This is a genomic window from Burkholderia sp. PAMC 26561 (assembly GCF_001557535.2).
In the GTDB taxonomy this organism is placed as follows: domain Bacteria; phylum Pseudomonadota; class Gammaproteobacteria; order Burkholderiales; family Burkholderiaceae; genus Caballeronia.
In genome coordinates, this window is the sequence record NZ_CP014306.1 from 1,792,842 (window position 1) to 1,805,414 (window position 12,573).

At 62.6% G+C, this 12,573-nt stretch carries 7 protein-coding genes; 2 read left to right on the forward strand and 5 right to left on the reverse strand.

What is annotated here, in order from left to right; all coding sequences use genetic code 11:
* Positions 1-55: 55 nt before the first annotated feature.
* Complete coding sequence (locus AXG89_RS08405) at positions 56-877, reverse strand: carbon-nitrogen hydrolase family protein (RefSeq protein ID WP_062169180.1); 822 nt, start codon at positions 875-877, stop codon at positions 56-58.
* Positions 878-951: 74 nt separating this feature from the next.
* Positions 952-5,196, reverse strand: coding sequence for a YhdP family phospholipid transporter (locus AXG89_RS08410; protein WP_062169182.1), 4,245 nt, complete (start codon positions 5,194-5,196; stop codon positions 952-954).
* 208 nt (positions 5,197-5,404) lie between these two features.
* Between AXG89_RS08410 and glnE the strand changes: the two genes are divergently transcribed.
* The gene (gene glnE / locus AXG89_RS08415) at positions 5,405-8,191 is read left to right on the forward strand and encodes a bifunctional [glutamate--ammonia ligase]-adenylyl-L-tyrosine phosphorylase/[glutamate--ammonia-ligase] adenylyltransferase (protein ID WP_062169184.1); all 2,787 of its coding nucleotides are present in this window, start codon (positions 5,405-5,407) and stop codon (positions 8,189-8,191) included.
* Between the two features lie 15 nt (positions 8,192-8,206).
* Here the strand turns inward: glnE and AXG89_RS08420 are convergent, their stop codons facing one another.
* The 3 genes from AXG89_RS08420 to AXG89_RS08430 form a co-directional block, all read right to left on the reverse strand.
* Positions 8,207-8,518, reverse strand: a complete 312-nt coding sequence (locus tag AXG89_RS08420; RefSeq protein ID WP_082771372.1) for a type II toxin-antitoxin system VapC family toxin — start codon at positions 8,516-8,518, stop codon at positions 8,207-8,209.
* A gap of 76 nt (positions 8,519-8,594) precedes the next feature.
* Positions 8,595-10,250: a DNA repair protein RecN gene (gene recN / locus AXG89_RS08425; protein WP_062169186.1), complete on the reverse strand. Its 1,656-nt coding sequence runs from the start codon at positions 10,248-10,250 to the stop codon at positions 8,595-8,597.
* 6 nt (positions 10,251-10,256) lie between these two features.
* Positions 10,257-11,159, reverse strand: a complete 903-nt coding sequence (locus AXG89_RS08430; RefSeq protein WP_062169188.1) for an NAD kinase — start codon at positions 11,157-11,159, stop codon at positions 10,257-10,259.
* Between the two features lie 242 nt (positions 11,160-11,401).
* Here AXG89_RS08430 and hrcA point away from each other — a divergent pair, with 242 nt between their 5' ends.
* A complete protein-coding gene (gene hrcA / locus AXG89_RS08435) occupies positions 11,402-12,418 on the forward strand; it encodes a heat-inducible transcriptional repressor HrcA (protein WP_056356176.1) in 1,017 nt (338 codons plus the stop codon).
* Positions 12,419-12,573 lie beyond the last annotated feature (155 nt).

Sequence of the window (12,573 nt, forward strand, 5' to 3'; positions counted from 1 at the left end):
CAAATGGAGGGGTACTCCGAAAAAAACAAGCCAACTAAACAAGCTAGCTCCCAAGCTAGCCCAGTACGCGATGACGAAAGGCCGGCAGGCTCTGCCGGACAGACGCGATGCGCGCTTTATCGATATTTCCCGCCGCCACGCCCGGGCCTTCTTCCACCATGGCCACGATCTCGCCCCACGGGTCGATCAGCATGCTGTGGCCCCAGGTGCGGCGCCCGTTCTCGTGTTTGCCGCCCTGCGCTGCGGCGAGCACGTAGCACTGGTTTTCCACCGCACGCGCCTTGAGCAGCGTTTCCCAGTGCGCCTCGCCGGTTGTATACGTGAAGGCGGACGGCACGACCATCAACGCGCAGTCGCCCATCTTTCTATAGAGCTCGGGAAAACGCAGGTCATAGCACACCGACAAACCCACCCGTCCGAACGGCGCTTCGAATGTACGCACTTCGCTGCCCGGGCAGATGGTGCGGGCTTCATCGAAGGATTCCGAGCCTTTCTCCAAGTTGAACAGGTGGATCTTGTCGTAGCGGGCGACCTGCTTGCCGGTGGGATCGAAAACGAGCGTGGTATTGAGCACACGCGACGCCTCCGATGATTCCAGCGGCAACGTCCCACCGATGATCCAGACCCGATGCTCGCGCGCGGCATCGGACAAGAACTGCTGGATCGGGCCCTGGCCGAAGGTTTCGCGGATCGCGAGCTTGTCCGTGTCCTTGAAACCCATGAAGCAGAAGTACTCCGGCAGCAGCACAAGCTTCGCGCCGTCACGCGCGGCTTCGGCGATCAGCCGTCCCGCTTCCGCGATATTTCGGTCGCGATCCGGCACGCTAACCATTTGCAGCGCGGCGACGCGGAAATTTTCGGGGATGCTTTCGCTCATGTCAGCCTTTTAAAAAGGGCACGATAAATGATCGATTTTGCCGTCAACGCAAGCCATTAGCGCGACAAGCGCGCTCAATCCGCCTCTGCGGCAGCAGGAATTTCGATCTTACCCTGATCGCCTTTGACCCGCTGAATGACGGGTTTCGACCACGGGCCGGTAATGGAATAGTCGCGGGTAAAGGCTTTGCCAATCGACTTCGACAACACCAGATCCCCAGCCAGCGTGGCAAGGCCGAGCAGCGGATTGATCACGGCCGCGCCAATGGCCACCGCGCCCGCACTGATCGTCGGGATGACCTTGGCATGCATGTCCTGCGTCTGCTTCGGCAGATCGACGAGACCCGTCAGTTCGACGCGCGCCGGCGGGGTGACCATCTTGAAATCGTCCGTCCGTCCGATGCCATCCTGAACCGTCGCGGTGCCGGTGATCTTCTCGAACGGCAGGCCCTTGCCGACGACATCCTGGAAGTTCAGCGTAAGAAAGTGCGCGAGGCTCTGCAGGCTGAATACGCCGAGCCATTTGACCGCCGCCGCGTTTTTGACTTTCAGGATCTGGCCGTGCTCGAAATCGACGGTGACCTTGCCGTTGAGCGTAGGCATGTCGATCGCGGCGGGGCTGCCGTCCCAGCCGAGCTGGCCCGTGACCGAGCCCTTGCCGTTCTTCACCGTCTGCGGCAAACCCATGCGCTCGACGAGCGCGCCGGCATCGAGGATATCGAGCTTGAAATCGACGGCCGTGCGGCGCGGGCCGTCATCGTCGGAATCGGTTTCCGGATGCGCTCCGGCGCCCGGAATCGTGCGCCAGTTGGCCGTAGCCGAAAGCCGCGCGTCCGGGTTCTCCAGGTCGAGCTTGTCCAGATGCCAGACCGGCACACCGTCTTCCACGCCGTTGCGCGCGTTGACTTCCAGCCGCCCGAGCGTGCGTTCGCGCACCACGAGCTCGTTCACGATCAAGTCGATGGACGGCATGTTGCTCGGCGGCGGCCGGCGGATCATTTGCCCGACCATGTCGTTCTCTGTCTTGTCGGGGATCACGACCTTGGCGAAGCGCGCCTGCAGGGCGCCGGGACTCTCCTTGGTTGCGCCGGGCAGCCATTCGACATATCCCGACACCTGATTCGACGCGATGTTCGCCTTCCACTTGCGGTCGTCGTCACCATCGCCGCGCGTGGCGCCGATGGCCACGTTTTCCCAGCGCCGGGCGAGCAGCTTGAGCGTGGTGAAGTGCAGGGCAATGCGGTCGGGAACGAACTGCTTCGCGACGGTAGACGGAGTCTTGCCGTCCGCCAGCCGGACAGGCGGCGCGGCGGCAGGGGCAGGGGCTGGCATTGGCCCGAGATCCGAGATGGTCTTGCGCCAGGCATCGGCATCGAGTTCATCCAGGTCGACCGCTGCTGTCACGCCTTCGGCCGGAAGATCCGCCGGCTTGTTCACGCCGATGGCACCGCGCTCCACAACGGGCGCCGCCTTGCCTTCGCGCTTGAGCAGGTAGTGCGCATTGACGGGCCCGAGCGTGAGCTTTGCATCGTGTTCCACCTGCGATCCGGCGACGGGCGCGAAGGTGAACGTGAAGGGCATCGGCGCGCCCTGGGCCTTGTTGAACGGCGCAGGGAAATCGAGGCCGAGGCCTGTCAGATCGGAGTTCGCTTCAACGCGCGGCAACGCGTTTTTTACGCCGCGCACGCGCAGGTCGTAAGGCGCTGTGCCGCTGAGGTGTTTGAGCAGCGCCACCGTCTGCGCCTGATTGCGCAGGTTCAGGCTTTGGGCCGCGTCCGCACCGATACGGCCAGTGACATCGAATGCATAACTGCCGTCGGGTTTCACGCCGCCCGTGCCGCGCACGTCGCCGCCGAGGAACTTGCCGGTGATGCCATCAAGCGATGCGGTTTTTTCTCCGAAGCTCGCGCGGCCTCTCAGATTCGACAGGGGCGGAAACGCCTCGTATTCGAGATCGTTGCCGGCGAACGTGAGCGAGCCCTTGTAACCCACGCGTTGTCGCTGACCGGGCGGCGGCGCGACGCGCGGAATCTGCAATTGCAGCGCGAGCGCGGCATTGCCGGTCGCGTGGATCTTGGTCGCGACATGTTGCGAGAGCGAGCCGAGCGAACTGTCTTCTACATAGCGCAGCATGTCGGTGATCGGACCGTGCGCGTCGGCATCGATGATCAGTTTCGATTCACGATTTCCCAGGTCTTCAATGCGCCCCGTGGTCTTGCGCACGCCTATGCCCAGGTAATGACCGCGCGTGATATCGAAGCCGAGTTTGTTTTCGGCCAGATGAAACGTCCCGTCGATACCATCAAAGGCCGGCCATTGATTCGGCGTGCCGTTTGCCATGGTCTTGGGCGGGTAGGGCGTGGGCTCGAACTTGCCGCCGGTGAACGGCGCGACGATGCGGAACTTGCCGGCATCGGGAAAACGGGAATAGGGAAATTTCGTCAGGTCGCCATGAATCTCGATGGTGCCATTACGCGAGACGCCCGCCTGCAACGCGTGTCCGAGATACATGCGCAGCTTCTCGCTGATGCTCGTCGGCAAGAAGTGGGTGAGGCTCGTCACCTTCAGATACTCGGCCGTCGCCTTCAGGTCGAGCGAACCGCGCCCTTCGCCTTCGTTCTTGTAATCGGCCGTGGCGCGGGCTTCGGCGTCGGCGTTCTTCACGTGCAGATTGTCGATATGCGCCGTGATCGCCTTGTGCGGCTTGCCGGGGGCGTTGGCGACGGTCCAGGTCACGCGGCCATCGATCTGATCCATGACGAGGCGCGGGTTGTCGAAGACGCCGGGAAGCGTGATCGCGGTATTTTTTGTATCGATGACCGCGCTGCCGTGGTCCTGGTCTGCGTCGATCCTGCCCCACAGGTTTTCCACGCCTGGAATCCCGGCGCGCGGATGGTTGTTCACCGTCAGGCCCGGCGGCGGTTCCTGCGCCAGCACGCTCACGCCGCGAAGGTCCCCCTTGACGGTGTAACGCGTAGGCGGCTCTGTGCCTTTTTCGCGTTGCGCCTGCGCCTGAGCAGGTGTGGTCGGCGCGGGACGTTCGGTTTCCAGCGTGTAGTTGGCAATCTGTCCGCGCGGATCGAAGCGGATCAGGTCGTTCTGCACCTTCGACGGCAACGGCAGCGCGCGCATGAATTCGCCAAGAATGCCGAGATCCACGAAATCGCCCGACACGCCGAACTTCTGCCCGAGATTCACGGACGCCGCGCGGTATCTGCCGGTAAGCGTGTGCATGGCAAGCAACCGGGACACGGGCGTGCCGTCGGGCATCGGTTTCTGGCCGAGCTCGGCTTGCAGATTGGCGAGATGCAGCGTGTATTCGTTGTCCTGGAAGCCGAGATCCCAATTGAATTTCGCGATGGGCATGTCGAGGCGCGGCTGCGTCGGGCGCACGCGCAGCGCGATGTCCGAACCCGTCAGGTCGCCGCCCGCCGTCTTCAGTTTGCCGTCTGCAAAGTCGAGCCAGATGCGGTTATCGAAGCGGCCGCTGTAGGTCGCGAACGGCATCTTCACGTAGTGCGCGAGCGTGGGTAGATCGACCGGTCCCGTCGATAAATACGCGTCTCCCGTCCAGTTCTCCGGACGGCCCGCCGTGCTGAACCGCGTATGGGTGAAATCCGCGCGGAAATCGAGCGGACCATGCAGCACGTCGCCATCCGGCGGCGCCTGAAGCGCGAGGCGGTGGCGATTGCCATCGGTGAGTATCGCGAGCTTGATGCGCTTGAGCGCAAGTTCCGGCGCGCCGCGCTGCGCGTCATGCCAGCGCAACGTGCCGTCGCGCAGCACGATGGCTTGCTGGCTCAACAGCCAGGTCATGAACGTATTGTTGCCGGTGCGTTTGGCCGGGATCGGCACGCCGGCCACGCTGAACGTGCCGTCCTTGTTACGCGCAATGATGACGTCGGGTCCATCGACGGTCAGGTTCGAGAGCACCGGGATGGGCCCGAGCAGCGAACGCCACGCGACCGTCGCGCTCGCGTGCGGGACAGCGACGCCGGGTGAACCGTCGGCGGCGTCGATGCGCAGGTTGTCTATATCGAAGGAAGGCTGCAGGCCGGACCATTTCGCGGTGATCCGTCCAAGGCGCAATTGCGCATGAATTTTCGCCGATACCATCTGCTCGATGCGCGGCCTGAACGCATCGATCTGAGGCAGCACGGCGTAACGCAAGACCAGATAGATACCGGCGACCGCGAAATACACCACGGCGACCAGCACCAGAAGGACTTTGAGCGCCCGCGTCAAAACGCGCTCGACTCGACCGCCAAGCTTCATTGGTACAGCTTCTGGCAGGTCGGCAAATTCCTTTTGGTCGGACATGCGGCGGCGGATCGGCGATATGGTAGGTTTTCGAGATTTGACGTTGAAATGTAACACAGCGCGCAGTTCAAAAAACTGCGGAGAGACGCTACGATGCGCCCGCTGAGCCGCGCCGGATGGACCTTTCCCGTCTTCTGCGCACTTTGTTACAAAAGCCCCGGCAACGAGCCGGACATGTTTGCAGAGCAATGACCGAGCCCGACTTTCCATGACCGAAGCATCCTTGCTGAGTTCCAGCGCCTCCAACTACGCGGCGCGCCTCTACGCCGCGCGTCCCGAACTGCCGGCGCACATCGCGCAATGGTCGAAGGCGCCGGTCCGGCGCGCGTGGATCGAGGAGCGTCTGGACGCGTTGTGCGACGTGTGTGCAGGCGGTGCCCGGTTCGATGAAGCCCGGCTCAAGACCGCGTTGCGCAGGCTTCGTGGAGAGGTTTTCTGCACGGTGATGGAACGCGATCTGGCTGGTCTCGCCGACGTCGCGGAAGTCACCGGCGCCATGACCGACCTCGCGGAGCTGACCATTCGGCGGGCGTTGGCGGTTTTGTCGGCGGATCTGGAGACCACCTTCGGCGAGCCGCGCGGACAGGACGGACAGCGCCTGACGTTGGGCGTTGTCGGCATGGGAAAACTTGGCGGACGCGAGTTGAACGTGTCATCGGATATCGACCTGATCTTCGTTTATGAGGACGATGGCGAGACGACGGGCGGGGAACGCGCGGCTTTATCGACGCAAGAATATTTCACGCGGCTTGGGCGCAAGCTGATCGGCGCGCTGGCTGAAGTGACGGAAGATGGCTATGTGTTTCGTGTCGATATGCGCCTGCGTCCGAACGGCGATGCCGGTCCGCTGGCCTGCGGACTCGGCATGCTCGAAGAGTATTTTTACGTGCAGGGCCGCGAATGGGAGCGCTATGCATGGATCAAGGGGCGGCTGGTTTCCGAGGGCGAAAGCGAAGCGGCGCAACGGCTCGCCAGGCAACTCGAGGCGCTGTCCACGCCATTCATATACAGGCGGTATCTGGACTACGGCGTGATCAGCGCGATCCGGTCGCTGCATGTCCAGATTCGCCAGGAAGCACAGCGCCGTGCGTCCATGCGCCCCGATAAGGCCGACGACATCAAGCTCGGCCGCGGCGGAATCCGGGAGATCGAATTCAGCGCGCAAGTTTTCCAGTTGATCCGGGGCGGCCAGCTTGCCGATCTGCGGATTCGTCCGACTTTGTCCGTGCTGGAGAAAGCCGTGGCGTACGGACTGATCGCGCCCGCCGTCTGCGCCGAGCTCACCGAGGCATACCTCTTCCTGCGTAAGCTCGAACACCGCTTGCAATATAGAAACGATGCACAGACGCACGCCATGCCGGTCTCGCCGGAGGACCGCGCGGTGCTTGCCGAAACAATGGGCTTCGCCAGTTACGAAGCGCTCAAGGACGCGCTGGAAGCGCATCGGGCGCGCGTCGAATATCAATTCGACCAGACTTTCGCCGACAAGGTGAACGGCGACGGCGGTTGCGGCGTGGCGGAGGATTCGGCGGCTTCGTGGGTCTGGAGCAGCGCGCTCGCCGACGACAGCGCTGAGGAACAACTGCGCGAACGCGTGACGGAACTTGGATTTACCGATGCCCCCGCCGTGCTCGCGCGCTTGCGCAGCGTGTGGACATCGACACGATACGAAGGCCTGCCCGAGCGCAGCCGCGAACGCTTCGACATCATTGCGCAACGCGCGCTCGAAGCCGCGCAGCGAGCGCAACCGCCCGAGCGGCGCGGCGACACGATCGCGCGGTTGTTCGATTTGCTCGAAGCGGTCAGCCGGCGCGGCGCGTATCTCGCGCTCCTGACCGAATATCCGGCCGCGCTGGAGCGGGTGCTGGCGGTGCTGGGTGCATCGCGCTGGGCCGCGGGATATTTGATCCGCCATCCGCAACTCCTGGATGAATTGCTTGACGACGAAGTCATTTCCAGCCCGTTCGACTGGCAGGAATTCCGCACGACCTTGCGCGCGCAAATGGCCGCCGCCGATGGCGCCGAACAGCAAATGGACCTGCTGCGCCACGCGCACCAGGCCGAAGTGTTCCGCATTCTGCTGATTGATCTGAGCGGCAAGATCACGGTCGAGCACGTGAGCGACCTGCTGTCGGCGCTGGCCGATGCCGTGCTCGATGTCACCATCGAAACGGTCTGGGCGCAGTTTCCGAAGCGGCATCGAGAGGTGCCCCGCTTTTCTGTGATCGCATACGGGAAACTCGGCGGCAAGGAGCTGGGTTATGCGTCGGACCTGGATTTGATCTTCCTCCACGACGACCCCGACGATTCCGCCAGCGATATCTACGCCATGTTCGCTCGCCGCCTCGTGACGTGGCTCACCACGGCGACCGGCGCCGGCACCTTGTTCGACGTTGATCTGCGCCTGCGTCCAAACGGCGAATCCGGTCTGCTGGTGACGAGCGTGGAGTCGTTCCGGCGCTATCAGATTCGTGAAGGCGATGCCGCGAATACGGCGTGGGTCTGGGAACATCAGGCTTTGTCGCGCGCACGTTATTGCGCCGGCGATGCCGAAATTGGCGCGCGCTTCGAAGAGATTCGCGCCCACGTCCTGACCATGCCGCGCGACGCCAATGCCCTCGCTCAGGAGATCGTCGCGATGCGCGAGCGCGTGTACGCCGGCCATCCGAACAAGAGCAAGCTCTTCGACCTGAAGCACGATCGCGGCGGGATGGTGGATATCGAGTTCATCGTGCAGTTCTGGGTGCTGCTGCACTCACGCGAGGACGGCGAGTTCGTGCGCAATCTCGGCAATATCTCCCTGCTGGGACATGCCGCGCGCTTTGGCGTGATGAGTGACGAAGAAGCGGAAACGGTGGCGGCGGCTTATCGGCGGTACAGGAAGTTGCAGCACACGCTGCGGCTAGATGGCATGGAAAAGGCGCGGGTCGAGCCAGACGTGGTCGCAGCCGAGAGGGAGGCAGTGAGCGGGCTTTGGGCGCGGGTGTTTGGGTAGTACGAGTAGCGGCGTTTACTTGACCAGGCGAATCGGGCTCGCTTTGTACTCAGCTACCGTTTCGTCATTGGTCAGCAAGGTGATGCCCTCGACCGTTGCTTGCGCAATCAGCAGCCGATCGAATAGATCTTTGTGGTGGTCGGGCAAGTTGGCGACTGCCGCAGTGTGCGCGCTGCTGATCACCAATTCGATGTAGCCATTGTCCAGCAGCGCCCGGCGAAACAGATGCGGATCGACTTTGAAGTCGGGTCTTCCCAGCCCGTTCTTGATTGCCACTTCCCAGACGCTGGCCGCACTGAAGAGTAGTTCGTTTTCCTCATCCTCAATAAGCTCCTTGGCCTTAGCTAACTTAGGTTAGTCTGCCACGAGCGCAAATCGTTGAGTTTTAATGCTACGCGCTGATTCACGCCGCCAGCATTTCCTTCGCGTGCTTGCGCGTGGTGGCCGTGATCTCGAGTCCGCCCAGCATGCGTGCGACTTCTTCCACGCGCTTCGATTTATCCAGAGGCGTAACCGTGCTGACCGTACCGCCCGATGAATCGCCGGCTTTCGCCACCTGGAAGTGATGATCGCCGCGCGCCGCGACTTGCGGCAAGTGCGTGACGCACAGCACTTGCCGGTCGCGTCCAAGTTGATGGAGCAACCGCCCGACGACTTCCGCTACGCCGCCGCCAATTCCCGTGTCCACTTCGTCGAAAATCAACGTGGGCGTCGGGCTCGCCGTGCTTGCAATCACCGCCAATGCCAAACTGATCCGCGCGAGTTCCCCGCCCGATGCAACCTTCGCCAGCGGCCGCAGCGTCACGCCGGCGTGACCGGCCACGCGGAACTCGATCTGCTCGAGCCCGTACGCGCCGCCTTCGGCGAGCGGCACGAGCGCGACCTCGAAGCTTCCGCCGGCCATCGATAATTCCTGCATCCCCTGCGTAACCGCCTTGCCGAGCGACTTCGCGGCCTTTGCGCGCGCCTTCGACAACACCGTCGCTTCAGCCAGATAAGCTTCCTTCGCCTTCGTCACGGCGGCGCGCAACGCGTCGAGATCGGCGGCGGCGTCGAGCGCGGCCAACTGGCGGCGGCGCTCCGCATGTTCCTCGGGCAACGCCTCCGGCTGCATGCGGAACTTGCGCGCGGCCGAATGCAACTGATCCATCCGATGCTCGACCTGCGCCAGACGGTTCGGATCGAGTTCCAGCCGCTGCGCGTAATGCGACAGCGAATACGACGCCTCCTGCAACTGGATCTCGGCGGGTTCGAGCGACGCCAGGACATCGGCAAGTGCGGGATCGATATCAGCGAGACCACGCAGCTTCGACACGATCACGGCAAGTTGCGTGATCATGGCTTCGTCGGATTCGGACAGCGCGTTCAGCGCGCCTTGCACGCCATCGATCAAACTGGCCGAATGCGATAACCGGTGATGCTCCCCGCTGACATCTTCCCATTCGCCGGGCTGCGGCGAGAGCTTGTCGAGTTCGCTCAGTTGCCACGCCAGGCGCTCCCGCTCCAGTTGCAACTCGCGGTCGCGGTTTTGCGCGAGTTCCACCGCGTGCGCAGCGTCGCGCCAGACCCGATGTGTCCGCGCCACTTTCTGCGCGGTTTCGAGCAGGCCGGCGTGGGTATCGAAGAGTTCGCGTTGCGCGTCAGGACGCATCAGCAATTGATGCGCGTGCTGGCCGTGAATGTCGACGAGCATTTCGCTCAGCTCGCGCAACTGCACGAGCGTGGCCGGCGTCCCGTTGATGAACGCTCGCGAGCGGCCGCCGGAATCCACGACGCGCCGGAGCATCACCGTGTCGCCGTCGCCGGTTGCGAGCGCATGTTCGTCGAGCCACTGCACGACCTGCGCGTGCGTTGAAAACTCCGCGGTGATATCGGCGCGTGCCTCACCCGTACGCACGATGCTCGCGTCGGCGCGGGCGCCAAGCGTAAGTGCAAGGGCATCGATAAGAATCGATTTCCCCGCGCCGGTTTCACCCGAAAACACGGTGAAGCCGCGCTCGAACTCGAGGTCGAGCGCAGAAACAATGACGAAGTCCCGAATCGATAAATGACGGAGCATGGGTGTTTAGAGTTTCGAAACGTCTTCGTGCGAAGGATATTCGTTCCAGTGCAGCTTCTTGCGCAGCGTGGCGTAATGGCTATAACCCACCGGATGCAACACTGGCACGGTATGCCGCGATCGCCGCACTTCGATTGTGTCGTTCAGCTCGACGGCAGTGAATGACTGCATGTCGAAGTTCACGTTCACATCACGCCCGCCGATGATCTGGATATCGACCTGGGAGTCGTCCGGCAGCACGATTGGCCGATTGGACAGCGAATGCGGCGCAATGGGTACGAGCACGAATCCCCCCAGTTGCGGGTGAAGAATGGGTCCGGAGGAAGACAGCGCGTAGGCGGTCGAACCGGTTGGCGTCGCCACGATCAGTCCGTCCGAGCGCTGGTTGTACATGAAGCGCCCGTCCACGGAAACACGCAGTTCCGCCATGCCCGAAAAGCCGCTTCTGTTCACCACTACGTCGTTGAACGCCAGCGCGTGGTAGATCGGCTGGCCGTCCCGGACAATGCGCGCTTCGAGCAGGGTCCGCTCTTCGCGCTCGAAACTGCCTCCCAGCATTTGCGGAACGAGTTCCTGCATTTCGGCAAGCGTAATGTCCGTGATGAAGCCGAGCCGACCGTGGTTCACGCCGATCAGAGGCGTCCGGTACGGCGCCAGTTGCCGCCCGAGGCCAAGCATGGTGCCGTCGCCGCCCAGCACGACCGCGACGTCCGCGCGCGCGCCGATCTCGGGCGTGGTCAACGCCGGATAATCGGTCACGCCGACTTCCTGCGCCGTATCGGCTTCGAACACGACGTCGAAGCCGCGCTTCGCGATGCAGGCGGCGAGCGCCGTCAACGGCTCCCTGATGCCGGGCGTATTGTTGCGCCCTACGAGCGCGACGGTCTTGAATTGGGTGCCAATATCCATGGCGGCATTACACCATAGGTGAGTGTCGAAAAGAACCGCGGGCCGCGTCGGGATTACCTTTGGACCCGATCCGGCTTGTTACCGGGGCTGTCCCGTTACGGTAAGGTCCGGCGCGGCAGTTAATTCTCGTTAGAATGATGTGCAACATGAATTGATGACGGACGAATGAAAAAGGGCGGGTTGCTCTTGTTCCTCCAGTCACCGCGTTCGCTGCTCCAACCACGTTGAGCTAAAATTTCCCCATGCTAGACCCACGTGCCCAGACCCTCCTCAAAACGCTGATCGAGCGATATATCGCAGAAGGTCAGCCGGTCGGTTCTCGCACGCTGTCGCGTTACTCCGGCCTCGAGCTCAGTCCCGCCACCATCCGCAACGTGATGTCGGACCTGGAGGACCTCGGGCTGGTGGTGAGTCCCCACACGTCGGCGGGCCGGATTCCCACGCCACGCGGCTATCGGCTCTTCGTGGATACCATGCTGACCGTCGAAACCACCGACGACGAAGCCATGACCTCCGCGGTCAAGATCAAGCTGCAAGGCGGCGAACCGGCAAAGATCGTGGCTGCTGCCGCGAGCGTTCTTTCTAACCTCTCTCAATTCGCGGGCGTCATTCTCACGCCGCGCCGCAGCCATATGTTCAAGCAGATCGAGTTCATGCGGCTGTCGGACAAACGCATTCTGCTGATCATCGTCACACCCGAAGGTGACGTTCAGAACCGCATCATGGCGACCCAGCGTGACTATTCGCCGTCGCAACTCACCGAGGCGTCGAATTACATCAACGCGAATTTCGCTGGCTTGTCCTTCGACGAAGTACGCCGCCGACTTCGCGAGGAAATCGACGCGCTTCGCGGCGACATGACAACGCTGATGCAGGCAGCGGTGGCCGCGAGCGTGGACGAGACCGATCCCGGCGAGACCCTGCTGATTTCCGGCGAACGCAATCTGCTGGAAGTGGCGGACCTCTCCTCCGACATGGCGCGGCTGCGCAAGCTTTTCGACGTATTTGATCAAAAGACGAGTCTCCTTCAATTACTCGACGTGTCGAGCCACGCCCAGGGCGTGCAGATATTCATTGGCGGCGAGTCGAATCTCGTGCCGATCGAGGAAATGAGCGTGGTGACCGCGCCATACGAGGTGAACGGGAAGATCGTCGGCACGCTCGGTGTAATCGGACCTACACGCATGGCGTACAACCGCGTCATTCCAATCGTCGATATCACCGCGCGGCTCTTGTCCCTCTCGCTCAGTCAACAATAAGCCGGTTCCGAAGGGGGAAAATCCCGCAATCCCCCGTCCGACAACTCATCTTGCCCCGTGCGAAGCCGCCGCGCCACTAGGCCGATCGGCCGATGTTGCGTTCCGAAACGCGCCGCTATAATGGGTTTTACTCAATCACGCTGGCTTGCCGAGCT

Coding starts and splice junctions, on each gene's coding strand:
- AXG89_RS08430 (WP_062169188.1), bottom strand. CDS start 11,159: ATGGATATTGGCACCCAATTCAAGACCGTCGCGCTCGTAGGGCGCAAC.
- hrcA (WP_056356176.1), top strand. CDS start 11,402: ATGCTAGACCCACGTGCCCAGACCCTCCTCAAAACGCTGATCGAGCGA.
- glnE (WP_062169184.1), top strand. CDS start 5,405: ATGACCGAAGCATCCTTGCTGAGTTCCAGCGCCTCCAACTACGCGGCG.
- recN (WP_062169186.1), bottom strand. CDS start 10,250: ATGCTCCGTCATTTATCGATTCGGGACTTCGTCATTGTTTCTGCGCTC.
- AXG89_RS08405 (WP_062169180.1), bottom strand. CDS start 877: ATGAGCGAAAGCATCCCCGAAAATTTCCGCGTCGCCGCGCTGCAAATG.
- AXG89_RS08410 (WP_062169182.1), bottom strand. CDS start 5,196: ATGTCCGACCAAAAGGAATTTGCCGACCTGCCAGAAGCTGTACCAATG.